At 71.8% G+C, this 23,030-nt stretch carries 21 protein-coding genes and 1 pseudogene; 13 read left to right on the forward strand and 9 right to left on the reverse strand.

Annotation, left to right across the window (positions count from 1 at the left end):
* The 3 genes from OG485_RS34735 (at position 1) to OG485_RS34745 (ending at position 2,695) form a co-directional block, all read left to right on the forward strand.
* On the forward strand, positions 1 to 213 hold the full coding sequence (locus OG485_RS34735; protein ID WP_328672523.1) for a formate dehydrogenase subunit delta: 213 nt from the start codon (positions 1 to 3) through the stop codon (positions 211 to 213).
* A 161-nt stretch (positions 214 to 374) separates the two neighbouring features.
* Positions 375 to 2,123, forward strand: coding sequence for an oxalyl-CoA decarboxylase (oxc, locus tag OG485_RS34740; RefSeq protein WP_328672524.1), 1,749 nt, complete (start codon positions 375 to 377; stop codon positions 2,121 to 2,123).
* Between the two features lie 167 nt (positions 2,124 to 2,290).
* Positions 2,291 to 2,695: a hypothetical protein gene (locus OG485_RS34745; RefSeq protein WP_443048811.1), complete on the forward strand. Its 405-nt coding sequence runs from the start codon at positions 2,291 to 2,293 to the stop codon at positions 2,693 to 2,695.
* Between the two features lie 40 nt (positions 2,696 to 2,735).
* Here the strand turns inward: OG485_RS34745 and OG485_RS34750 are convergent, their stop codons facing one another.
* From OG485_RS34750 to OG485_RS34760, 3 genes are all read right to left on the reverse strand, one after another.
* Positions 2,736 to 4,433, reverse strand: a complete 1,698-nt coding sequence (locus OG485_RS34750) for a serine/threonine-protein kinase (protein WP_328672525.1) — start codon at positions 4,431 to 4,433, stop codon at positions 2,736 to 2,738.
* Positions 4,434 to 4,499: 66 nt separating this feature from the next.
* Positions 4,500 to 6,110, reverse strand: coding sequence for an aromatic amino acid lyase (locus OG485_RS34755; RefSeq protein ID WP_328672526.1), 1,611 nt, complete (start codon positions 6,108 to 6,110; stop codon positions 4,500 to 4,502).
* Positions 6,111 to 6,219: 109 nt separating this feature from the next.
* Positions 6,220 to 7,122, reverse strand: coding sequence for an ABC transporter substrate-binding protein (locus OG485_RS34760; protein ID WP_443048964.1), 903 nt, complete (start codon positions 7,120 to 7,122; stop codon positions 6,220 to 6,222).
* A 400-nt stretch (positions 7,123 to 7,522) separates the two neighbouring features.
* On the opposite strand from OG485_RS34760, the gene OG485_RS34765 reads away from it, so the two are divergent.
* From OG485_RS34765 to OG485_RS34780, 4 genes are read left to right on the forward strand one after another with little or no spacing between them, the layout of a single operon-like run.
* Positions 7,523 to 10,078, forward strand: coding sequence for an ATP-binding protein (locus OG485_RS34765; protein WP_328672528.1), 2,556 nt, complete (start codon positions 7,523 to 7,525; stop codon positions 10,076 to 10,078).
* Positions 10,078 to 10,554, forward strand: a complete 477-nt coding sequence (locus tag OG485_RS34770; RefSeq protein ID WP_328672529.1) for a roadblock/LC7 domain-containing protein — start codon at positions 10,078 to 10,080, stop codon at positions 10,552 to 10,554. Before OG485_RS34765 ends, OG485_RS34770 begins: the two co-directional genes overlap by 1 nt.
* Before the next feature lie 58 nt (positions 10,555 to 10,612).
* Positions 10,613 to 11,044 (forward strand): DUF742 domain-containing protein, encoded by a 432-nt coding sequence (locus OG485_RS34775; protein ID WP_328672530.1) that lies wholly within the window; start codon positions 10,613 to 10,615, stop codon positions 11,042 to 11,044.
* A complete protein-coding gene (locus OG485_RS34780; RefSeq protein ID WP_443048812.1) occupies positions 10,995 to 11,633 on the forward strand; it encodes a GTP-binding protein in 639 nt (212 codons plus the stop codon). Before OG485_RS34775 ends, OG485_RS34780 begins: the two co-directional genes overlap by 50 nt.
* Positions 11,634 to 11,730: 97 nt before the next feature.
* On the opposite strand, the gene OG485_RS34785 is transcribed toward OG485_RS34780, so the two are convergent.
* The 4 genes from OG485_RS34785 to OG485_RS34800 form a co-directional block, all read right to left on the reverse strand.
* Entirely contained in the window at positions 11,731 to 12,405 is a 675-nt protein-coding gene (locus OG485_RS34785; protein ID WP_328672531.1) for an ABC transporter permease, read from the reverse strand.
* A complete protein-coding gene (locus OG485_RS34790) occupies positions 12,402 to 13,112 on the reverse strand; it encodes an ABC transporter permease (RefSeq protein WP_328672532.1) in 711 nt (236 codons plus the stop codon). The genes OG485_RS34785 and OG485_RS34790 overlap by 4 nt, the downstream gene beginning before the upstream one ends.
* Positions 13,109 to 14,260, reverse strand: a complete 1,152-nt coding sequence (locus tag OG485_RS34795; RefSeq protein WP_328672533.1) for an ABC transporter ATP-binding protein — start codon at positions 14,258 to 14,260, stop codon at positions 13,109 to 13,111. Before OG485_RS34795 ends, OG485_RS34790 begins: the two co-directional genes overlap by 4 nt.
* A 203-nt stretch (positions 14,261 to 14,463) precedes the next feature.
* Entirely contained in the window at positions 14,464 to 15,270 is an 807-nt protein-coding gene (locus OG485_RS34800) for a CDP-alcohol phosphatidyltransferase family protein (RefSeq protein WP_328672534.1), read from the reverse strand.
* Between the two features lie 108 nt (positions 15,271 to 15,378).
* Here OG485_RS34800 and OG485_RS34805 point away from each other — a divergent pair, with 108 nt between their 5' ends.
* The 5 genes and pseudogenes from OG485_RS34805 to OG485_RS34825 all read left to right on the forward strand — a co-directional run.
* Positions 15,379 to 16,359, forward strand: a complete 981-nt coding sequence (locus tag OG485_RS34805; RefSeq protein WP_328672535.1) for a zinc-dependent alcohol dehydrogenase — start codon at positions 15,379 to 15,381, stop codon at positions 16,357 to 16,359.
* Between the two features lie 137 nt (positions 16,360 to 16,496).
* Positions 16,497 to 16,895 (forward strand): 6-pyruvoyl trahydropterin synthase family protein, encoded by a 399-nt coding sequence (locus tag OG485_RS34810; RefSeq protein ID WP_328672536.1) that lies wholly within the window; start codon positions 16,497 to 16,499, stop codon positions 16,893 to 16,895.
* Complete coding sequence (locus OG485_RS34815) at positions 16,892 to 18,115, forward strand: glycosyltransferase family 4 protein (RefSeq protein ID WP_443048814.1); 1,224 nt, start codon at positions 16,892 to 16,894, stop codon at positions 18,113 to 18,115. The genes OG485_RS34810 and OG485_RS34815 overlap by 4 nt, the downstream gene beginning before the upstream one ends.
* Positions 18,112 to 19,044 carry a class I SAM-dependent methyltransferase gene (locus tag OG485_RS34820; RefSeq protein ID WP_443048815.1) on the forward strand — a complete coding sequence of 311 codons (933 nt, stop codon included), beginning with the start codon at positions 18,112 to 18,114 and terminating at the stop codon, positions 19,042 to 19,044. The genes OG485_RS34815 and OG485_RS34820 overlap by 4 nt, the downstream gene beginning before the upstream one ends.
* Positions 19,045 to 19,328: 284 nt before the next feature.
* Positions 19,329 to 20,054, forward strand: a pseudogene (locus OG485_RS34825) (lysylphosphatidylglycerol synthase domain-containing protein); the annotation flags it as partial.
* Positions 20,055 to 20,191: 137 nt separating this feature from the next.
* Here the strand turns inward: OG485_RS34825 and OG485_RS34830 are convergent.
* Positions 20,192 to 20,953: a creatininase family protein gene (locus OG485_RS34830; RefSeq protein ID WP_326784541.1), complete on the reverse strand. Its 762-nt coding sequence runs from the start codon at positions 20,951 to 20,953 to the stop codon at positions 20,192 to 20,194.
* A 38-nt stretch (positions 20,954 to 20,991) separates the two neighbouring features.
* Here OG485_RS34830 and ribA point away from each other — a divergent pair, with 38 nt between their 5' ends.
* On the forward strand, positions 20,992 to 21,699 hold the full coding sequence (gene ribA, locus OG485_RS34835; RefSeq protein ID WP_328672537.1) for a GTP cyclohydrolase II: 708 nt from the start codon (positions 20,992 to 20,994) through the stop codon (positions 21,697 to 21,699).
* Positions 21,700 to 21,786: 87 nt separating this feature from the next.
* On the opposite strand, the gene OG485_RS34840 is transcribed toward ribA, so the two are convergent.
* Positions 21,787 to 23,016 (reverse strand): serine hydrolase domain-containing protein, encoded by a 1,230-nt coding sequence (locus tag OG485_RS34840; protein ID WP_328672538.1) that lies wholly within the window; start codon positions 23,014 to 23,016, stop codon positions 21,787 to 21,789.
* Positions 23,017 to 23,030 lie beyond the last annotated feature (14 nt).

Below are 23,030 nucleotides of genomic sequence, written 5' to 3' on the forward strand. Positions count from 1 at the left end.
ATGGCGGCGACCGTGCCTCCCGAGCGCCGGATGGCGAACGACATCGCCGCGAACCTCGGTCACCTGCCGCGGGAGTCGGCCGTCGAGGCCATCGCGGGTCACATCGGCCGCTTCTGGGACCCGCGCATGCGTTCCCGGCTCCTCACGTACGCCGACGCCGGAGCCGACGGCCTGGATCCGCTGGTGATCGCGGCGGTGCGGCTCCTGCGCTGAGCGAGGCGCCGCAAGAGGCAAGAGGCAAGAAGCAAGAGGCAAGAGGCAAGAGGCGGGAGCCAGCAGTGAGCGGTGCGAGCGGGAGAAGCAGCCGCACCGCCAGGACCAGCCACCGCCAGGACCGGAAACCGACAGGACCAGCCCAAGGAGGACCTCGGACCATGACCGCCCCCTCGACAACGGAGACCGCGGCGGACGCCGCCGCGCGGACCGAGCTCACCGACGGGTATCACCTGGTCGTCGACGCGCTGAGGATGAACGACGTCGACACCGTCTACGGCGTCGTCGGCATCCCGATCACCGACCTGGCCCGCCTCGCGCAGGCGCGGGGCATCCGCTACATCGGCTTCCGGCACGAGAGCAACGCGGGTCACGCCGCGGCGGCCGCCGGCTTTCTCACCAAGAAGCCCGGCATCTGTCTGACCGTGTCCGCGCCGGGATTCCTCAACGGTCTGGTCGCACTGGCCAACGCCACCACCAACTGCTTCCCCATGGTGCAGATCTCCGGCTCCAGCGAACGGCACCTGGTCGACCTCAGGCAGGGCGACTACGAGGAGATGGACCAGCTCGCCGCCGCGCAGCCGTTCTGCAAGGCCGCCTACCGGGTGAGCCGCGTGGAGGACATCGGCCGGGGCATCGCCCGCGCCCTGCGCACCGCGGTCTCGGGACGTCCGGGCGGTGTGTATCTCGACATCCCCGCCGCGGTCCTCGGCTCCGTCATGGACGCGGAGGCGGGCGCGAGGACACTGAGCCGGCTCGTCGACCCCGCGCCGCGCCAGCTCCCGGGGCCCGAGGCGGTGGACCGGGCCGTGGAACTGCTCGCGGGCGCCGAACGGCCGCTGCTCGTGCTCGGCAAGGGCGCCGCGTACGCGCAGGCCGACGAACGCGTCCGCGAGTTCGTGGAGTCCACCGGCATCCCGTTCATCCCGATGTCGATGGCCAAGGGCCTGCTGCCCGACGACCACCCGCAGTCGGCGGCCACCGCCCGCTCGCTGGCCCTGAAGAAGGCCGATGTCGTGATGCTCGTCGGGGCCCGCCTCAACTGGCTGCTGAACCACGGCCGGGCACCGCAGTGGAACCCCGGTGCCCGGTTCATCCAAGTCGACATCGAGGCCAGGGAGATGGACAGCAACCAGCCCATCGCGGCCCCGCTCGTCGGCGACATCGAGTCGGTACTGGACGCGATCGCCGAGCGCGCCAAGCCCGGCCGGATCGCGGCCCCCGCCGCCTGGCGCGCCGAACTGGGCGCACGGTCCGCGCAGAACGTCGCGAAGATGGCGGAGCGGCTGAAGGCGGATCCGCACCCCATGCAGTTCATGGGCGCCCTGAAGGCGGTACGCGACGTCGTGCACGAGCGCCCGGAGACGTACATCGTCAACGAGGGTGCGAACGCGCTGGACATCGCGCGCAACGTCATCGACATGCACGTACCGAGGCACCGCCTCGACAGCGGTACCTGGGGTGTCATGGGCATCGGCATGGGATACGCGATCGCCGCCGCCGTCGAGAGCGGCGCCCCGGTCGTCGCCGTGGAGGGCGACAGCGCCTTCGGGTTCAGCGGCATGGAACTGGAGACGATCTGCCGGTACGGGCTGCCTGTCGTCACGGTCGTCATGAACAACGGCGGGGTGTACCGCGGCGACGACGTCAATCCCCTCGGCGACGCGCCCTCACCGACCACCCTGATGCCCGCGGCCCGCCACGACCGGATGATCGAGGCGTTCGGCGGCAAGGGCTACCGCGCGACCACACCGGCCGAGGTCACCGCGGCCCTCACCGAGGCACTGGCCTCCGGCGGCCCGGCGCTCATCGACTGCGTCATCGACCCCTCCGCCGGGACCGAGAGCGGCCACATCGCCCACCTGAACCCGAAGGGCATCACGGGCGGCAACATCGCGCCGGCCAGGTGAGCCCCGAACTCTCCATCCGGACATTCGGTTTCGGCACCGACATCATTCACGGGAGGGAAACAGCCGTCGAGCCTTCCTCTGCGGCAGCCCCGGGGGCGAACACGATGGCGGCGGGGTGGAGCCGTGAGCCGCTGGTGATCCGGAGTCCGGCGTGGGATCGTTCCGCGGTGACCGATATCGCCAACGGAGCGACCGCGTCGGGGCGACCCGACGACCGTCTGCCGTCCGTTCTTCGCTTCGCGACGGAGATCGTGGCCTGGGTGGCCACCCCCTGGGCGCTGTCCGACCGTTCGTGGCTGCTCGCCGTGGCTTCCGTGGTGGTGCTCATCGGACTGCCGACGGTCTTCTCGACGCCGGGGGACAAGGCCAACGTCGTCGTGCCGGTGCCGGGTTGGGTGACGGTGCTGCTGGTGCTGCTTCAACTCGTCGCCGCGGTGGTGTTCTCGTGGCTCGCCTGGCCCGCCTGGGCGGCGGTCCCGGTCACCGTGCTGGCCGCCGCGACCTGTGTGACGGAGCGCGGGCGCTGGCAGTGGCTGCTGAGTCGGGCCGGGAGGGACCGCCCGGTGGCCTGAATCCCCGGCCTGGCAGGGCCCGTTCAGGTCCGCGCGAGGGTCAGCCGCTCGCTCCGAAGTGGCTGTCGGTGGTCTCGCCGTCGTCCGTGATCGCCGCGGCGACGCAGCGGAACACCCGTAGCCCCTCGGCCCATTGGGGGGCGGTCGGCGGCAGGACGTCCACGTTCCAGCGGGTGCCGTCCGAACGGCTCGTGGACGTCAGGGAGTCACGCATGACCTGCTGCGAACACAGCGCCCTGACGTCGGGATGCTTGACGAGATCCCTCGCGTTGTACGTCGTCCCGTCCTTGGGCAGCGGGGCGATGGCGAAGGTCTGCCACACGTGCGCGACGTGACAGTCCGCGCTGGTGACGGTGATCGTTCCCGAGACGTCGGTGATGCCGCTCCAGCACTCGGGGGTCGTGACACAGCGGCCGCCCACCCCTTCGACGTCGGCGGCCGCGCAGCCGCTTCGGGTGGTCCGTACGCCGCCGAAGGCCGCCCCGGCGCCCGGCGAGGCCTTGGCCGAGGTGCTGGGGGTGGGGGATCCGCCCGCCGAGGAGCCGGGGCCGCCCGGCGACCCGTACTCGTTGACCACCCAGGTGACGGACACACTCACCGAGACCACGGCCGCCAGGACGCCGATCAGGCCGGGACGCCACCGAGAGGCCCCGCGCGTCGCCGGTTCGGCCACCGTGCTCGCGTCTCCACCGGCGGCGGGCCGGCCGTGACCGTCCTCCGTCCGGCCGCCGTCGGCCCGGGGCCCGCCGTTCCCGCCCGCCCTGCCCGGTCGGCCGTCCGGCCGCGCCGGGCCCGGAGCACGCGGGTCCGGGGGCGGTGGGGGAAGGGGGGTGTAGGACGTGGGGGGCGTGTCCCGATGGGTGGGACGGGTGGGGGCCGTACGGGGTACCGGCCCGAACCCGTCCTGTACGGCGCTGTCGACGTCGACGGCGGCCAGGGCGTCCCGCAAGGTTGACGCGTCCGGGGTCCGGGAGGCCGGATCCGTCTCCAGGGCCTGTCGGAGCACGGCGTTGAGGGCGCTCGGCACTCCCGGCAGGTCGGCGTAGGGCCAGGTGTGCCGGACGATGAGCTCCGCGAGGCTGAGCTGGGTGCCGTCGTCGGGGTGGTGCGGCGGGCGGCCCCGCAGGAGGGCGTAGAGCGTCGCGGCGAGCGAGTAGACGTCGCCCGTCGTCGTGGGTTCGGCCAGATGGAAGGCCTCGGGCGGCGCGTACGCCGGGGTCAGCGCCTCGCGCGTCACCGACAGGTCCCGGCCGGGTCTGGGCATGGCGGCCAGTCCGAAGTCGGTGAGGGCGGCGGTGCCGTACCGGTTGACCATGATGTTGCCCGGCTTGATGTCACGGTGCAGCACCCCGGCGGCGTGCGCCGCGGCCAGCGCGTCGGCGATGCCGAGCCCGATGTCCCGGGCCTCCTTGACGGCGAGCGGTCCATGGCGGTGCAGGCGCTCGCCGAGCGAGCCGCCCGGACACAACTCCATGACCATGTACGGGCGGTCGTCGCCGAGGACGCCCGCGTCGTAGACCGGGACCACGTGCGGATGTCCGGACAACCGGCCCGCGGCCGTGACCTCGCGCAGGAAGCGCTGCCGGTCGCGGTCAGAGGCCAGCACCCTGCTGTCGACCTTCAGCGCGACTTCCCGGCCCACCGCCACCTGGTGCGCCCGGTAGACGGTGGCGAAGCCGCCCCGGCCGAGGACCTCCTGGATCTCGTACCCGGAGAGTTCCACGTGCTCGTACCGCATGGTGCCGTCATCCCCCAACGCACAGCCCACCCACGGCAGAGGGTCCGGCCGGGGACCGCGCCGACTCTAGCCCAGCCGTGCGGGTTCCCACGCGTCGCCCGTGAGTTCGGCGAATTCGTCCAGCAGGGCCGCGGCCACGGTCACGTCGTCGGTGAGGGGACGGTCCCGCATGTCCGGGTCCAGTGCCGCCGCCGCGCGGGCGTAGGCGCGGCCCGCCGGGGTGCCGGGCGCGGGCGGGGTGCCCCGCAGCCGCAACGCCCGTACGGCGGCAACGAGTTCGCAGGCCAGGACCAGCCGGTACGCCTGCGCCGCCCGCAGCGCCTTGCGGGCGGCCTGGGGCGAGAAGGTCGCCGCCTCCTCCATGCCCTGGGACAGCACGACATGCCCGAGCGAGGCCGGGGTGGCGCACGCCTGTATCTCGGCGAGGGCCGAGGCGGCGCTGTACTCCAGGATCATCATCCCGGACCCGGCCGAGGAGGCGTCGGCCAAGTAGGAGCGCAGTCCGGTCAGTTCGGGGCGGCCCAGGGCGGACAGCCGGGCCGCCGAGAGCCGGGCCGTGCCGAGCACGGCGAGGGCGAGCTGGTCGAGCGCGAGAGTGAGCGGTGCGGTGAAGAAGCCGCCGTGATGCCGGGCGACGGGACGGTCCGTGAGGTCGTCCCAGCCGATGAGGGGGTTCTCGGCGGCGGAGTTGAGGTCGATGGACAGCACCCGGTCCAGGCCGGACCACGCCTCCGTCGCGGGGCCGTGAGCCTGCGGGAAGCACCGGAAGCCGAAGGGGTCCTGCACCCGGGCCGGCATTCTGTCCGGCAGCCCCGGTACACCCGTGTCCCTACCGGTCGTTGCTCCGAGCAGCCACCGGACGTGTGCCGCCACCTGTGCGGTCGACGGGTGCGCGTGGGCTTCGTGGACCTCGGGCGCGTACGGTTCGAGGGAGCCGTCCACCGCGTGCAGGGCGAGCGCGGCCACGAGGGGTGCGGCACGCAGCGGGATCCCGAGGTCGTGCCAGGCGAGAGCGGATTCTCCGAGGGTGAGGGCGTTGCTGCTCAACAGGGCCAGCGCGTCCCCGCGTCGCAGGGGAAGGCGCTCGGGGAACGGGTGCCCGGCCGACGGTCTCCGGGGCAGCGGACCTTCGGGCAACCACGGGTCGTGGCCGAAGAGCGCGAGACCCAGCCGGGCCAGCGCGGTCAGGTCACCGGTGCCCACGGACCCGTACTCGAGCACCCGGGGACGCACCCCCGCTCGCAGTGCCTGCGCGACGGCCGCGGCGATCTCGGGGCCCAGCCCCGAACCACCGGCCAGGAGTTGATTGGCGCGTACCACCATCATCGCGCGGACCCGGCGGGCCGGCAGGGCTTCTCCCACACCGCCCGCGTGGCTCAGCAGCAGCCGCAGATCGTGGCCCGCGCCGTCGTGTTCCTCGACGGCGAGTCCCCGGTGCGCTCCCACGCCGGTGCTGCGTCCGTAGACGCGGGCCCCCTCGGCGGCCAGCCGATGGGCCGCCCGGCGCGTGCGTTCCATCGCCTCAAGTGCCTTCGGGCACAGGGAGAGCGGTGTCGCCCCACCGGCGATCCGGGCCACCGCGGCGGCGTCGAGACCCCGGCCGTCGAGGACGACACCCGGCGGCGCGCTCCCGGCGGCCGGGGCGCCGGTGGCCGTGTCGGCCGTGCGCTCGAGCATGACGGACGTTCACTCCTCAGCCGTACGCGGTCGCCGTCAGGAGGCCGGGCCGGGAGGGTCACCCTCCCGGCCCTGGGCGCTCGTCCGGCTGCCGGTGCCGATACCGACGTCAGCTCAGTCCCGCCGAGGCCAGCCAGTTCTTGGCCACGTCCAGCGGGTCCTTGCTGCCGTCCTGCACCTCGCTGTTGAGCTTCACCAGGGTCTCGGTGTCGAGCTTCGCCGAGACGTCGTTGAGAACCGAGACTCCGGCCGCGGGCAGAGCGCTCTTGTATGTCAGGGGAGTGACATTCTCGAACCCGAAGAGATTCTTGGGATCCTGGAGCACGACAAACTTGTTCTTGCTGATTCCGGGGTCCGTCGTGAAGATGTCCGCGGCCTGGATGCTGTTCCCCTTCAGTGCCGCCACGGTCAGCGGGCCGCCCGCGTCCAGTGCCTTGAAACTCTTGAAATCGAGACCGTATACGGACTTCAGGCCCTTCAGGCCCTGCTGCCGGGTCTGGAACTCGGGCGAGCCGCCGACGACCAGGCTCTTCGCCACGTCGGAGAGGTCGCTGATGGACGACTTGTCCGTGAGGTTGTACTTCTTGGCCGTCGCCTCGTTCAGGGCGATCGCGTCCTTGTCCTGGGCCTGGGACGGGACCAACAGCGAGAGCTTGGGGTCGAGCTTGGCCGAGATGGCCTGGCTGGTCTCCTCGACGGACGTCGGAGCGGCCTTGGCGTCCAGATAGGCGAGCAGCGCGCCGTTGTATTCCGGAAGGACCGTGATCGTACCGTTCTTGATCAGACCGTACGTGGTCTCACGGCTGCCGATGTTCAGCTTGTAACTGACCTTGATGCCCTTGGACTTGAGGGCCTCGCCGTAGATGTCGGCGAGCAGGATGCTCTCGGGGAAGTTGTTGGAACCGACAACGACCGTACCGGCCTTGGCGGCGTCGCCCTTCAACGGGTCTTTGCCGTCCGTGTCGTTGGACGAGCCGCAGCCCGTCAGCGCGGCAGCGGCCACAACCAGCAGGGAAACAGCGGAGGTTGCGGAGGTTCGAGTGCTTCGGGCGATGGTCACTTGTTCATCCAGACTTGGCAATCGGTGGGGCGTTGGTGGCTGGTGGGCACGGGTGACGGTCCTGACGATCCAATCGAGCCGCCTCAAGTACCGTCAAGACACGAATAGATCACTGATGGGGACCGTACAGCTTCAGCCTGTAGGCACAACGTGATCGAAACAGGAGCGAACCAGGCGTCTTCGCGTGCCACTTTTCGGTTGATCATGGCCGTACTCTGACGGCAGCCGCTAGTGTTGGCCGCGTCGAGGGCCCCCTTCCACTTGTCGGCCCGATCGCGCTGCTCGTGACCATTTGATCCATGCAGGCGGCCTGCTAGAGGCTTCCAACGGGGAATGAAGTCAAGGAGGTTGGGTGCCCGCGCACAGAAAAGCCGCCTCGGGGCAGCCGTCCAATGCTCTCGGGACCGGCCGGACACCGTCTCTGCTCGACCGCTGGCCCTTCCGCCGGAAACTCAACGTTCTGGTGATCGTGCCGCTCGCCGTCATCTCCGTGATGCTCGCCTATGTCGTCTCCGGCGAGATCGGCCGTGCCCGGTCCGCCGCCGACACCGCCCAACTCGTCCGCGACAGCGCGCAGGTGACGAAACTCATCGACGCCGTGCAGACCGAGCACCGGCAGGCCCTCCTGGTCTCGCTGCGCTACGAGGCCGCGCCCTCGGCGAAGAGCGCGCCGGACACCGCCGCCTACCTGGCCGCGCAGGCGCACGTCGGCACCCGCATCGAAGCGGTCCGGGCCGCCTACGGCGACCGGCTGCCCGACGGCGAGGCCCAGGCGCTGAAGGAGCTCGAAGGCCTGGACAGCCTCCGCAAGACCGTCGAGCAGGGACCGATCCCCGCCGACAACATCGACCCCGCGTACGGATCGGTGATCGAGGGGCTCATCGACGGCCTCGGTCTCGGCCGGTCGGGCAGCGAGTCCTCCGCGTCCGCGGGCAGCCTGCTCGACGCGCTGCTGCGCGCCGACACCGCCCACGCGTCCTTCGAGACCAGCGTCTTCGCCGCCCGCACCCGTGACTCCAACGCGCTCATCGAGTTCACCGGTGCCGTCGGCGACTACGACCAGTACACCTACCAGGCCGAGCGGTTCACCCGGTTCGCCGGCACGGAACAGGGCAGCGACCTCGCCGAGATCGAGCACAGCCCGTACCAGAGCGTCATCACCCAGCACTGGGCCGCGCTCCAGGTCGACACCGGAGCGCTGGTCGCCGAGAACGCGGCACAGCTGCGGACCGCGCTCGACGAGGCGCTGCGCGCCGGGCCCACCTATGAGCGGCAGGCCGAGAACCGGCTGAAGATCGTCCAGTCGCTGATCGGCGGGATCGCGGGGAACGCCCAGTCCGCGTCGAACTCCGCCTGGTGGCGGGTGGTCTGGCTGATCGCCGGCATCCTGGCCGCGTTCGCGGCCTGGCTGCTGTTCTCCGTGCTGACCCGGCGTTCCGTGGTGCGCACCGTACGGACCCTGACGGCGGCGGCCCAGCATGTGGCCGGTGCCGCGGGGAGCGAGCTCGCCCGCGTCGCGGACGACGACGCCGACGACGCGAGCCCTCCGCGGCTGGAGGCCGTTCCCGTGCTGGTGCGCGACGAGATCGGTCAACTGGCCGAAGCGTTCAACCAGGTTCAGGTGACCGCGAGCGCGCTGCTGGAACGCCAGGTCGTCAGCCGGCGCAACATCGCCGAGATGTTCGGCAACGTCGGCCGCCGGGTCAGCAATCTGACGGCCCGCCAACTCGCCCTGATCGACTCGGTGGAGCGCGGCGAGACCGACCCCGAGGTGCTGGACCGGCTCTACCGAATCGATCACATCGCCGTCCGTCTCCAGCGCAACGCCGACAGTCTCATGCTGCTCGCCGGTATCAGCGAGACCGGTCTGAACACCGAGCCGATGCGGCTCAGCAACATCGTCCGTGCCTCGCTCGGCCAGATCGAGGGCTTCCAGCGGGTGACTCCGCATGCCGAGGGCGATGTCACCGTCGTCCCCGACATCGTCGGCGATCTGACCCTCATGCTCGCCGAACTCCTGGAGAACGCCGTGATGTTCTCCCCGGCGACCAGCGGCGTCGAGGTCGTCCTGCGGCCCCGGCACCAAGGGGGCGGAGCCCTCGTCGAGATCATCGACCACGGACTCGGCATGAGCCCCGAGCGGCTGGCGCAGGAGAACGCCCGGCTGATCCGGCGCGAGCGTCTCGACCTGGCGCCGACGGAAGTGCTCGGTCTGTTCGTGGTCGGCGGTCTGTCCCGGCGCTGGGGCATCGAGGTCGCCCTGTCCCGCACCCCGGGCGGAGGCGTCACCGCCACCGTCGCGGTGCCCGCGGCCCACCTCGTGCCCGGTGACCAGGCCTCCGTCCCCGTACGGGCCCCGCGGATGCAGCCGGCCGCGCGCCGCCCCGGCCCCGGTGAACCGCGCAAGGCGCGGCTCGAGGCGCCGGCCGGACCCGCGGGCCTGCCCCGCAGGGTGCCCTCGCGGCCCCGTGGCGCCGAGCCACCCAATCACGCCCGCCGTTCGGAGGCGGCGGACACCGGCGCCGAGCGCGCGACGACGCACGGCGGTGCCCGGCCCGGCACCGCAGCCGACCCGGCACCCACCGGCCCGGCGCGGTCCGGCGATACCGGTCCGCTGCGCCGCAGGGTGCGCGGGGCGACCCTGTCGGCCGGCACCGCCGCGAGCCGGCTCCCCAGACCCACCGAACCACCCACCCACCGCAGGCCGCCCTCCTGGCAGCCCACGGACGCCGAGGCCGCGCGCTCCGAACTCGACGAGTTCGAGGCCGCCGTCCTGCGGGCCGAGCGCGAGAGCGCTACCGAGGACCACGCGACCGCGGTGCTCCGGCCGGGCGGCAGAACCGGCGGTCCCGCCGGGACCGACACCCAGAACAGAAGACCCTCTTCCCCGGAAGGCATGAGCACGTGATGATGTGGACAGGCGGACCCGAGTCCCGGACAGCGGAACCCGCGGCGGACGTGAAGGCCGCCGCTGCCGACTTCAACTGGCTGCTCAACCGATTCGCCACCGAGACGGCCGGGGTCGTGGACGTGATCGGTGTCTCCTCCGACGGGCTGCTCATCGCGGTGTCCCAACTGCGCGGCCAGGCCGACTCCGAGCGGCTCGCGGCGATCGTCTCCGGAATCACCAGCCTCGCGATGGGGGCCTCCGGCAACTACGGCCTCGGCAGCCTCAACAAGGTCATCATCGACCTGGAGGAAGGGCATGTGCTGGTGTCCGCGCTCGGCGCCGGAGCGGTGCTCGGCGTGGTCACCTCGAAGGAGGCGAAACTCGGCAACATCGCCTACGAGATGACCCTCTTCGCCAACCGGGCCGGTGCGGTGCTGAGTCCGCAACTGGTGATGGAGCTGAAGAGAACCGTGGGCGTCGCACCGGCCGGCTGATGTCCGACGGCGCGTCACATGACCGGTGACGCGCCCACAGGTGAAGGGGGAGGACGTGATGACGTCCGGCGAGCCATTGGCCGGCGGCGGCGCCGAACGGGGAGCTGAGCGCCCCGCCTCGGTCGTCCGGCCGTTCCTGCTGACCGCGGGACGGATCGCGGGCGGCGACAGTCTCGTACCGCCGATCCCGATCGAGACACAGGTGGTGGCCACGGATGCGGGACTGGCGACGCTGGACCGCTTCGTCTTCGACCAGCACCGCGACATCATCACGGTCTGCCGTGAGCCGCAGTCGCTCGCGGAGATCGCGGCGCGACTCCGGATGCACTTGAATGTGGTCCGGGTTCTCGCCGACGACCTGCGCGCCGACGGTCAACTGGCCCTGTACGCGCCGCAGGCCCGCTCCAACCGCGATGTGACTGTTCTGCGAAGGGTGATCGATGGTCTCCGAGCTGTCCCCGACTCCCGGGGCTCGATCCGTGAGGGATGACGACGAGCGTCCCCGGCCGCCGCTGCCCGTCAAGATGGTGATCGCGGGCGGCTTCGGCGTGGGCAAGACCACGACGGTGGGGGCCATTTCGGAGATCGAGCCGCTGACCACCGAGGCGTCCATCACCTCGGTCGCCGCCGGTGTCGACGACCTCTCCCACACCCCGGAGAAGGTGACGACGACCGTCGCCATGGACTTCGGCTGTGTCACCCTCGATCCGACCCTGAAGCTCTACCTGTTCGGGACCCCCGGCCAGGAACGGTTCGGGTTCATGTGGGACGACCTCGTCGAGGGCGCGCTCGGCGGACTCGTCATCGTCGACACCCGGCGGCTCGACGACTGCTACGCGGCCGTCGACTACTTCGAGCACCGGGACATCCCCTTCGCGGTGGCCGTCAACGCGTTCGACGGCCGGGTCGAACACGATCTGAACGACGTGCGGTGGGCCCTCGACGTCGCCGACCACGTGCCGCTGACCGTGTTCGACGCCCGTGACCGGGGGTCCGTACGCGACGCGCTGCTCGTCGTCCTCGAACACGCCCTGGCCAGGGCCGAGAGATCGGCGCACAGCCGGGGAGAGGGTGCCTGAGCGAGGGCACGTACCGCCCGCCGGTTCGGCCGGGACGAGGACGGGGACGGCCTGAAGGCCGTCCCCGTCGTGGTGGTACCGCTACCGGGTGGTGTCGCTACGCGGCGCGGCGGCTGCGTACCCCGGGTGAGACCGCCACCCGGCCCACGGCCCAGAACAGCACGAGGACGAGCAGTGCGAGGACGGCCGTGAGGGCGGCTCCGCCGGCCACCTTCTCGTAGTTGTGCTGGTACAGGCCGTCCAGGATGTAGCGGCCGACCCCGCCGAGGGACACGTAGGCCGCGATCGTGGCCGTCGAGACGATCTGGACCGTCGCCGAGCGCAGCCCGCTGAGGATCAGGGGCAGCGCCGCCGGGACCTCGACCTGGAAGAGGATCCGTGCCTCGGGCATGCCCATGCCGCGGGCGGCGTCGACGGGGGAGGGATCCACGGTGCGGACCGCCTCGTAGGTGGTGATGAGGACCGGCGGGATCGCCAGCACCACGAGCGGGATCATCACCGGCACGATGCCGAGGCCCAGCCAGACGAACATCAGGACCAGGAGCCCGAAGGTCGGCAGTGCGCGCGCTCCGGCGGACACGAAGGCCAGGGCGTTGCCGCCGCGCCCGGTGTGCCCGGTGACCAGGCCGATCGGCAGACCGATGGCCGAGGCGATCGCGAGGGCAGCCGCCGTGTACTGGACGTGCTCCCACACCCGCTGCGGGATGCCGTCGTAGCCGTGCCAGTGCGAACCGTCGCTGAAGAAGGCCTGCATGAAGTTCAGTACGTTCACGAGGCGTCCTCCGTGATGCCGACGCCGACGTCCGCGGTCGCGGCTCCGGAGCGCCCGGCGGCACCGCCGGACGGCGGCTGCCAGGGGGTGAGGACCCGCCGCAGCAGGACCAGCAGGGCGTCGATCACGACCGCGAGAACGGCGGTGGTGACCACCGCGGTCACGGCGAGCCGGGGGAGACCGTACAACTGCGCGTAGGTCAGCAGATTCCCGAACGCCCCTTGGTTGCCGATCAGCGCGCCGACGCTCACCAGGCTGATGCTCGACGCGACGGCCACCCGCAGCCCGGCCATGATCGCCGGTACGGCGATGGGCAGTTGGACCTGGAAGTAGCGGCGCACGACACCGATGCCCATGGCCGAGGCGGCGGCGTTCGTCTCCTCGGGGACCGAGCGGACCCCGTCGACCACCGCCGGGACGAGCACGACGAGGCTGTACAGGCACAGCGGGATCATCACCGTCAGCAGGCTCAGCCCGGTGTAGTCGATGAGCACCACGAAGAAGGCGATGGAGGGGATCGCGTAGAGCACCGTCGAGGTCCACAGCACCGGCGCGTAGAGCCAGTCGTAGTGGACGCACAGCAGTCCGATCGGCAGGGCCAGCAGCAGACCGGCCAGCACGGGGACGAGCGCCTCCTGCAGATGGAGGAGGATCAGGCCGGTATAGCTGTGCTGGATGGCGCTCGGCATGTGGAAGTACTCGTTCATCGCCCGGCCTTCGCCGAAGCCGGAGCCGACGCCGTCTCCTGCGGGGCGTCCGCCGCCCGGCGCTTCCGGGCCGACCGGATCGCCGCGGCGACCGTCTCCTGCCCGGCGACCCCGAGGACCTTCCCGGAACCGTCGACGCCGACGGCCTGTCCGGTCGGCGACAGCACGGCACGGTCCAGCGCGACCCGCAGCGAGTCGCGGCCCACCTCGAAGCTCGGGCCGTACGGTTCGAGGTCCGCGACGTCTCCGCCCCAGGTGCCGGGGTCGGCCCAGCCGAGCGGCCTGCCGTCGGCGTCGGTCACCAGCACGGGCGTCCCCTCCGGGTCGCGTCCGGCGATCTCCCGCCAGTCGGAGCCGACGGGGAAGACCCGGGAGCGGTCGAGTCCGAGATCGCGGGTGGAGAGGAACGACAGACCGCGGATGCCCCGGTCCGCGCCGAGGAACTGCTCGACGAACGGATCGGCCGGCGCCGAGAGGATCTCGTCGGGGGCCGCGAACTGGGCGAGCTTGCCGCCGGTGCGCAGCACGGCGATGCGGTCGCCGATGGTGATCGCCTCGTCCATGTCGTGGGTGACGAACACGATGGCCTTGCCCAGTTCGCCCTGGATGCGCAGCAACTCCTCCTGGAGTCCCCGGCGTACGACCGGGTCGACCGCGGAGAACGGCTCGTCCATGAGCAGGATGGGCGGGTCGGCCGCCAACGCGCGGGCGACGCCGACCCGTTGCTGCTGACCGCCGGAGAGCTGGTACGGATAGCGGCGGGCCATGGCCGGATCGAGGCCGACCCGTTCCATCAGTTCCGCGGCGCGCTCGCGGGCGCGCTGCTTGGACCAGCCGAGCAGCCGGGGCACCGTGGCGATGTTGTCGACGATGGTCCGGTGCTGGAAGAGGCCGGCGTTCTGGATGACGTAACCCATGGAGCGGCGCAGGGTGTTGACCGGGCGGGTGCGGATGTCCTCGCCGTCGACCCGGATGGTGCCGCTGCTCGGCTCGATCATGCGGTTGATCATGCGGAGCGTGGTGGTCTTGCCGCAGCCCGAAGGTCCGACGAGAACGGTGATGGAGTGATCCGGTATCTGGAGGGACAGGCGATCGACGGCCACCGTGCCGTCGGCGTATCGCTTGCTGACATCTTCGATGGCTATCAAGCGTCGAAACCCTTCGGGAACGGCCTAGCCCGCGCGTGGCGCGATCACGTGCACGAGGCTGCGTAGTCTAGTCAGACGATGTTCGTTCCCGGCCATGACAGATCGTGAATGTCGTGCGTACGTCCGCTTCTCCCGGGCGCGCCCGGCCTCCCGGCCTCGCGGGATCCCGGTCAACTCCGCCTCGGGCCCGTACCGTTCGGTGATCAGCCCTCGGAACCCACGGGAGCCGAGCCCGCGGTGACCAGTTCCCGCGGGCGCTCGTTCTCCCGGGGCTGCAGGCTCCGCTCCGCGGGCCCGCGGCCACCCTGCCGCCACAGCCACGCGATGTCGCGGCCGAACGACCACACGAGCAGCGCGAGCGCGGTCAGCACGGCGGCCATCTCCGCGTCGTACGGCAGGAGTCCGGAGCCCGCGACCAGCAGGATGACGCCCTGGAGGGCCGCCACCGTCTTGCGCGCCATGCTCGGCGGCAGCTCGCCGTTCAGCCACGGCATCACCCGGGCGGCGGCGACGAACGCGTACCGCATCGTGCCGATCAGCAGCACCCACGGACCGAGCGACATCCCGACGTACACGCTCAGCACGAGGATCAGGAACGCGTCCACCTCCATGTCGAAGCGGGCGCCCAGGGCCGAGGACGTGCCGGTCCGCCGGGCCACCTTGCCGTCGACGCCGTCGAGGATCAGCGCGACCGCCGTCAGACCGACCAGCAGGCTGACCGGCGGCGAGCTCTCGAAGGAGTCCGCGACCAGCGCGGTGACTCCGCCCACCAGGATCGCGCGGCCGAGCGTGACCCGGTTGGCGGGTCCGAAGGAGCGGGGCTGTGTGCGCCGCAGCGCGCGGGTGAGCACCGCCCAGGTGGCGAACGCGAACACCAGGCCGGTCAGCCAGCCCGCCGGCCCCATCCCGATCGCCGTGCCCAGCAGGACCAGCACCAGGAGCTGCACGCCGGCTCCCACCGTGGTCTCCTGCTGGGGGAGCCTTGCGCCGTACATGTTGTTCAGGGCCACCGCAGATCCTCCGGCCGAATGACAGATTCGATCAACGCCGCGTACCGTGTGCGCGACTTGTCACTGCTCCGTACGTGAAGATCTGCGGAATCGTTCAGGGGGACGCTCATGGAACTCACAGCTCGCGCCTTCTGGCTCGCATCTCCGGGCCACGGCGAGATCCGTGACGTCACCCTCAACGCGCCCGCGCAGGGCGAGGTACTGGTCCGTACGCTCTACTCCGGAGTCAGCAGGGGCACCGAGACCCTCGTGTTCCGCGGGGGAGTCCCGGAGAACCAGCACGCCTCGATGCGCGCGCCGTTCCAGGACGGGGATTTCCCCGCACCCGTGAAATACGGCTATCTGAGTGTCGGCCAAGTGGAGGAAGGCCCCGCGCAGCTGCTCGGGCGGACGGTCTTCTGCCTCTACCCGCACCAGACGCGGTACGTCGTGCCGGTGAGCGCGGTGACCGTCGTACCCGAGTCGGTGCCCGCCTCCCGCGCCATCCTCGCCGGCACCGTCGAGACCGCGGTGAACGCCCTGTGGGACGCCGCCCCGCTCATCGGCGACCGGATCGCCGTGGTCGGCGGCGGCATGGTCGGCTGCTCGGTCGCCGCGCTGCTCGCCCGTTTCCCCGGGGTGCGCGTCCAGCTCGTCGACGCCGACCCGGCACGCGGTGCCGTCGCCCGCGCGCTCGGCGTCGATTTCGCGCTCCCCGAGGAGGCCGAGGGCGAACTCGACCTCGTCGTGCACGCCAGCGCCACCGAGGCCGGACTCAACCTCGCCCTCGGCCTGCTCGCCCACGAGGGGACCGTCATCGAGCTGAGCTGGTACGGGGACCGCCGGGTCGCCCTGCCGCTCGGCGAGGCCTTCCATTCGCGCCGGCTGACCCTGCGCAGCAGCCAGGTGGGTTCCGTTTCCCCCTCCGGCCGGGCCGGAAGGACGTACGCGGACCGCCTGGCGCTCGCCCTCGAACTTCTCGCCGAACCGGCCTTCGACGCCCTGATCACCGGCGAGTGCTCCTTCGGAGAACTCCCGGACGTGATGGGGAAACTGGCCTCCGGATCGATACCCGCCCTGTGCCACCGAGTCGCCTACGAAGAGGTTTGAGCCGACGAGAACCGGCCTGACCTCTACGGACTCCGAAGAAAGGGCGACACGCGGCTGAACAAGGTGAACCGGACAGCCGTACTACACGACGTGATCCCGGCAGGGGATCAGACGCACCGCACCTGGAGGGTCGTCCGTTGTTCAGCATCACCGTCCGCGATCACCTGATGATCGCCCACAGCTTCCGTGGCGAGGTCTTCGGACCCGCGCAGCGCCTCCACGGGGCGACGTTCCTGGTGGACGCCACCTTCCGTCGCCCCGAGCTGGACGACGACAACATCGTCGTCGACATCGGCCTGGCCACGCAGGAGCTCGGCGCCGTCGTGAGCGAGTTGAACTACCGCAACCTCGACAGCGAGCCGGACTTCAAGGACACCAACACCTCGACCGAGTTCCTGGCGAAGGTCATCGCCGACCGGCTCGCCGACCGCGTGCACGCCGGAGCCCTGGGCGCGGGTGCCCACGGCCTCGCCGGCATCACCGTCACCCTCCACGAGTCGCACATCGCCTGGGCGAGTTACGAGCGTGCCCTGTGACCGACGTGACCCTCGACAAGGCGTCCGTGCCGTCCGGGCGTGCGGCCGCGGCCCCCGGACCCGGCGCCCTGAACTACGTGCCCGTGCAGAACGCGGCTCTCAAGAACGCCGAGATCATCCCCATGTCCCTGCGCACCGTGCACTTCGTGATGCCGGGCGGTGTCGACGACCCGGCCACGCCGAGCGGCGGCAACGCCTACGACCGCCGGCTCTGCCTCGACCTGCCCGGCTTCGGCTGGCAGGTCGAGCGGCACATCGTCGCCGGCCAGTGGCCCCGCCCCGGTGCCGCCGCCCGTACGGAACTGACCCGGACCCTGGCGGACCTGCCCGACGGCACGGTCGTCCTGCTCGACGGGATCGTCGCCTGCGGAGTCCCCGAGATCGTCGCTCCGGAGGCCGACCGGCTGCGTCTCGTCGTCCTGGTCCACCTGCCGCTCGGCGACGAGACGGGACTCGAGCCCGCCGTGGCCGCCGAGCTGGACGCCCTGGAACGTACGACCCTGCGGGCCGTGTCCGCCGTCGTCGCCACCAGCGAATGGGCCGTCCGCCGGCTCGTCGCCCACCACGGCCTCGCCCCCGACCGGGTCCACGCCGCGGCCCCCGGCGCCGACATCGCACCGCTCGCCTCCGGCACCGACGGTGTCTCGCGGCTGCTGTGCGTGGCCGCGGTGACCCCGCGCAAGGGCCAGCACCGGCTCATCGAGGCCCTCGCCACCGTCACCGACCTGCCCTGGAGCTGCGTCTGCGTCGGCGGTCTGGCCCAGGACCCGGCCTACGTCGACCATCTGCGCGGCCTGATCGCCCAGCACGGCCTCGGCGACCGGCTGCACCTCGCCGGACCGCAGGCCGGCGCCGAACTCGACGCCAGCTACGCCGCGGCCGACCTCATGGTCCTCACCTCGTACGCGGAGACCTACGGCATGGCCGTCACCGAGGCCCTGGCCCGCGGCATCCCCGTGCTCGCCACGGACGTCGGCGGTGTGCCCGAGGCCGTCGGACGCGCCCCCGACGGCGGGGTGCCCGGCATCCTCGTCCCCCCGGAGGACCCGGCGGCCCTCGCCGCCGAGCTGCGCGGCTGGTTCGGCGAGGCCGACGTGCGGCGCCGGCTGAAGGCCGCCGCCCGCGGACGCCGTGCCGCGCTCGACGGCTGGGCCACCACCGCGCGCAGCCTGGCCGGCGTGCTCGGCCGGCTGCCCCAGGAACCCCGGAGGGCGGCGTGAGTACCGCGACGACCCCCGCGAGCGGGCCGGACTCCGGCCTCCCCGAGGAGAAGGTGAGGACGGGCGTGCCCGGTCAGCGAGTCGGGGACCCTGACGCCGAAGAGGTGCGCTACGCGCCGCAGTGGCTCCAGCTGCGCGAGCCCGCCGACGCCGCCGCGCGGGCGGTGGACCTCCTCGACCCGCTGCGCATCCGGCTGGCCAACCGGCCCGCGCGCGGCGGCCTGGCCATCCACGACCTCGGCTGCGGCACCGGCTCCATGGGCCGCTGGCTGGCGCCCCGGCTCGACGGCGCCCAGCACTGGATCCTGCACGACCGGGACCCGTACCTGCTGCACTTCGCCACCGTCGGGGCGCCCAAGGCGGCGGCCGACGGCAGCCACGTCGGCGTCACCACCCAGCGCGGCGACATCGGGCGGCTGACGGCGGACGCCCTGGCCGGCGCCTCCCTGGTGACCGCCTCGGCGCTGCTCGACGTGCTCACCGCCGAGGAGATCGACCGGCTCGCGGCGGCCTGCGCCGACGCCGGCGTGCCCGCCCTGCTGACGCTGTCCGTCGCCGGCCGGGTCGAATTCACCCCGGCCGACCCGCTGGACGCCGAGATCACCGAGGCGTTCAATGCCCACCAGCGGCGCGGCGACCTGCTCGGCCCGGACGCCGTCACCGCCACCTGCGAGGCGTTCGCCCGCTACGACGCGACCGTCCGGGTGCATCCGAGCCCCTGGCGGCTCGGCCCCGACGAGGCCGACCTCACCGCGGAGTGGCTGCGCGGCTGGGTCGGCGCGGCGGTGGAGGAGCGCCCCGAGCTGGCCGGACGGGCGGAGTCGTATCTGGAGTCGCGCCTGGCGGCGTGCGCCGCGGGCGAGCTGCGGGTCGTCGTCCACCACAGCGATGTGCTGGCGCTGCCCCACCCGGTCGGGGGTGCGGCGTGAGCGCGGGCCTGGAGACACTGGGACCGGCCGCCGCCCCGGCGGCCGCGACCCCGGACCTCGACGGCCCGCACCTGAACATCCCCGCGGAGTCCGGCGCCTCGCGGGCGCCTGGCCCCACGGGTACGGGACCGGGGTCCCTCCCGGCCGAGGGCTCCGGGAGCCCGGCGGCCGAGGGAACCCCCCGGGCCCGGCGCGTGTCCGGACGTGTGCGCAGGCACTTCGGTGCCACGGCCGGCGTCCTCATCCTCGGAGTGCTGCTGTGGCGGCTGGGTACCGGGGTGTTCGTGGACGGGCTGCGGCGCATCGACGGGACCACCCTGACGGTGGCGATGGCGATCGGGCTGCTCACCACGGTGTTCAGCGCCTGGCGGTGGTGCCTGGTCGCGCGCGAGCTGCGCATCGAACTCCCGCTGGGCGCGGCCGTCGCGGACTACTACCGCGCGCTGTTCCTGAACGCCGCGCTGCCCGGCGGGGTCCTCGGGGACGTGCACCGGGCGGTACGGCACGGGCAGAGCGCCGGCGACATCGGCCGGGGCGTGCGCTCGGTGGTGCTGGAACGCACCGCGGGACAGGCCGTGCTGGTGGCCGTCGGCGCGGTGGTGCTGCTCACCCAGCCGTCACCCGTGCTCGCGCAGGCCCGCGAGGCCGCGCTGCTCCTCGCGCTCGTCTCGGTGTGCGGCGCGGTGACCTTCGGCGTCGTCCGCAGGCGTCGGACCTCTTCCGCCGCCGGACGGTACGGAGCCGTCCGCGGCGCGCTCGTCGAGGCCCGGGGCGCCCTGCTGGCCCGGCGCAGCTGGCCCGGCGTGACGCTCGCGTCGGTCCTGGTGCTCGCCGGTCATCTGGCGATGTTCGTGCTCGCCGCCCGGGCCGCCGGATCCGGCGCGTCCGTCGCCCGGCTGACGCCGCTGGCCCTGCTGGCCCTGCTGGCCATGGGGCTGCCGCTGAACGTCGGCGGCTGGGGCCCCCGCGAGGGCGCCACCGCCTGGGCGTTCGGCGCCGCCGGGCTCGGCGCCGGCATGGGTCTGACCGTCGCGGTGATCTACGGCGTGCTCAGCCTCGCGGCGAGCCTGCCCGGCGCCGTGGTCCTGGTCGTCCGGTGGGGTGCCGCGCTCCGGCGCCCCCGGGAGGAGAGCGCGGGAGGGCCTGATCAGTGCAGCGTCTCGGACGTCACCAAGGAGAAGTACGCCCCGAAGGCCTCGGCCAGCCCGGCGAGGAGTTCCTTCCCCTTCTCGGCGCCGGCCATCGAGGGACGGCCGATGACCCCGGACTCGGTATAGCCCGACATGCCGAGAGTGAGCAGATGCCGACGGTCGTCGGCCACGAAATCGGAGGTCTCATAACCGTCTTTGACGCATTCCGGATGGGCGTGCAGGAGAATGGACGTCTCGATTTCTCCCGCGTGCATATCCGTGAGCAACGACGTCTGCACACCGGCCCGTTCACACGCGCCTTCCCAGTCCTCCATGGCGGGGAAAAGCGCCATGCGTGTACCGGTGCCCGCGGATTCCTGGACCACATTGCCCAGAACGTAATTCCCCCCGTGCCCGTTGACCACGACCAGGGTGTCGACGCCCGATCGCCGCAACGAAGCGGCGATGTCCCGGACGACGGCGTACAGCGTGACGGCGGAAATGCTGACGGTACCCGGCCAGGCCGCGTGCTCGTGCGAGCACGAGATGGTCACCGGAGGAAGAAGATGCACCGGATAGGCGGCCGCGATCTCCCGCGCGATGGCGCACGCCACCAGTGTGTCGGTCGTCAGGGGCAGGTAGGCGCCGTGCTGTTCGAGGCTCCCGACGGGAAGGACGGCGACCTGGCGGGCGACACCGGCCCCCCGCTCGCGGACATCCTCCGTGGTGTCCAGTGACAGCACACCGGACTCCATCACGCGCGTTCCCGAACTACTCATCTTTCACGGCCCTTTCGACTCTGCTTAGGAACCAGATCATGACAGATAACTTTGGCGTACTCGGCGGGAATGCCCACCTCACAGGTGTCGAACGAGTCGTGATTGCCCCCCTGCCCACCGTGTACGGCGATTTCCACGCCGTCGGCTACCTCGACCACGACCGCGGCGAGGAACAAGTCGTCCTCGTGTACGGCGACTTGGACACCCTCGGAAAGGGGGACGTACTGACCCGGCTGCATTCCGAATGCCTCACCGGCGACTCCTTCGGATCGCAGCACTGCGAGTGCGGCCCCCAGCTCACCGCCTCGCTGCAGGCCATCGCGGCCGAGGGCCGCGGTGTCCTCGTCTACCTGCGCGGCCACGAGGGCCGGGGCATCGGCCTGCTCGCCAAGCTCAAGGCGATGAAGCTCCAGGCGGAGGGGCTCGACACCGTCGAGGCGAACGTCGCCCTCGGCCTGCCGGTGGACGCCCGCGACTACCGGGTGGCGGCGGAGATGCTGCACGACCTCGGTGTACGGTCCGTGCGGCTCCTGTCGAACAACCCGCGCAAGCGTGAGTCGCTGCTGCGCCACGGCATCAAGGTCGCCGAGCAGGTGCCGCTCCTGATACCGCCGTGCGAGGACAACCTCACCTACCTGCTGACCAAGCGGGAACGCCTCGACCACTACCTGCCCCACCTGGACGGCGAGGAGTGGGCCAAGGCGATCTTCGCCGGGTCGGCGAAGACGGTCGTCACCGAGGAATGACGGAAGACGGGCGTGCGGTCCCGGGGCTGTCCGAATCAGGGCCCCGGACCGCCCCGCCGCCGCCCCCGTCGGACGACTCCGCGGTGATCAGGAGGACCGTACCGCCTCGTGCACCAGGCGCTTGAGGTCGGGGAAGACCGAGTGTGAACCCTTCGGGCGCAGCTGGCTCAGGAACTGCACGGTCAGGTCGCGCCGCGGGTCGACCCAGAAGGTCGTGGTGGCCACCCCGCTCCAGCCGAACGCGCCCTCGGCGGCAGGCGCCCGGGTGACGGCCGGGTCCACGACGACCGAGAGGCCCAGGCCGAAACCGAGGCCGGCGTTGCCGGGTTCCTGGTGGACCGGGCTGCCGAAGGAGCGGCGGTCGGCGTTGCCGGGCAGCTGGTTGGCCGCCATCAGGTCCACGGTCCCGGGGCGCAGCAGACGGGTTCCGTCGAGTTCGCCGCGGCGCCGGAGCATCTCCATGAAGCGGTGGTAGTCGTGGGCCGTGGCGACCATCCCCCCGCTGCCGGACAGGAAGCGGGGCCGGCCGCGCAGCGGGAGACCGGCGATCGGGGTGAGTTCCCCGTCCTCGTCCTCGCCGTACAACTCGGCCAGTCTGCCCGCCTGTTCGTCCGTGACCTGGAAGCCGGCGTCGGTCATCCCGAGCGGCCCGAGGACCCGCCGGTGGAGGAAGACGTCGAGGTCCTGGCCGGACACCACCTCGATGACACGGCCGAGGACATTGGTGGCCACCGAGTAGTTCCACTGTGTGCCCGGCTCGAACTGGAGCGGCAGCCCGGCGTACACCTCGCAGGTCTCGGCCAGGTCGGCGCCCGGAGCCACCGAGGACTCCACACCCTCGTCGCGGTAGAGCCCGTCGACGGGGTGCGCGTGGTAGAAGCCGAAGGTCAGGCCCGCGGTGTGGGTGAGCAGGTGACGGATCAGGATGGGCTGCCGGGCGGGCCGGGTCGTCGTGTCCGGTCCGGACCCGCCGACGTACACCCGTGGTTCGGCGAAGGCGGGAAGGAAGCCGGCCACCGGGTCGTCGAGTCCGAGGCGGCCCTCCTCGAGCAGCATGAGCGCGGCGACCGAGGTGACCGGCTTGGTCATGGAGTAGATCCGCCACAAGGTGTCGCTCTCCACCGGGAGTTCCGCCGCACGGTCGCGCCGGCCGTACGTGGTGAGGTGGGCGACCTGCCCGTGCCGGGAGACGGAGACCAGGAAGCCGGGGAGCCTGCCGTCGTCGACCAGAGCGGCGAAGTGCCGGTCGAGCCGGTCCAGCGCCCCGGGGTCGAGGCCGACGGATCCCGGCTCGACTTCCTGTCGCAGATGTCCCATGGCTCTCCTTCGGA

The organism is Streptomyces sp. NBC_00328, from assembly GCF_036139655.1.
In the GTDB taxonomy this organism is placed as follows: Bacteria; Actinomycetota; Actinomycetes; order Streptomycetales; family Streptomycetaceae; genus Streptomyces.

Bases quoted from the DNA above. Each gene is read 5' to 3' on its own strand.
- OG485_RS34735 (WP_328672523.1), top strand. From the start codon at position 1: ATGGCGGCGACCGTGCCTCCCGAGCGCCGGATGGCGAACGACATCGCC.
- oxc (WP_328672524.1), top strand. From the start codon at position 375: ATGACCGCCCCCTCGACAACGGAGACCGCGGCGGACGCCGCCGCGCGG.
- OG485_RS34750 (WP_328672525.1), bottom strand. From the start codon at position 4,433: ATGCGGTACGAGCACGTGGAACTCTCCGGGTACGAGATCCAGGAGGTC.
- OG485_RS34755 (WP_328672526.1), bottom strand. From the start codon at position 6,110: ATGCTCGAGCGCACGGCCGACACGGCCACCGGCGCCCCGGCCGCCGGG.
- OG485_RS34770 (WP_328672529.1), top strand. From the start codon at position 10,078: ATGATGTGGACAGGCGGACCCGAGTCCCGGACAGCGGAACCCGCGGCG.
- OG485_RS34775 (WP_328672530.1), top strand. From the start codon at position 10,613: ATGACGTCCGGCGAGCCATTGGCCGGCGGCGGCGCCGAACGGGGAGCT.
- OG485_RS34780 (WP_443048812.1), top strand. From the start codon at position 10,995: ATGGTCTCCGAGCTGTCCCCGACTCCCGGGGCTCGATCCGTGAGGGAT.
- OG485_RS34790 (WP_328672532.1), bottom strand. From the start codon at position 13,112: ATGAACGAGTACTTCCACATGCCGAGCGCCATCCAGCACAGCTATACC.
- OG485_RS34805 (WP_328672535.1), top strand. From the start codon at position 15,379: ATGGAACTCACAGCTCGCGCCTTCTGGCTCGCATCTCCGGGCCACGGC.
- OG485_RS34830 (WP_326784541.1), bottom strand. From the start codon at position 20,953: ATGAGTAGTTCGGGAACGCGCGTGATGGAGTCCGGTGTGCTGTCACTG.
- ribA (WP_328672537.1), top strand. From the start codon at position 20,992: ATGACAGATAACTTTGGCGTACTCGGCGGGAATGCCCACCTCACAGGT.
- OG485_RS34840 (WP_328672538.1), bottom strand. From the start codon at position 23,016: ATGGGACATCTGCGACAGGAAGTCGAGCCGGGATCCGTCGGCCTCGAC.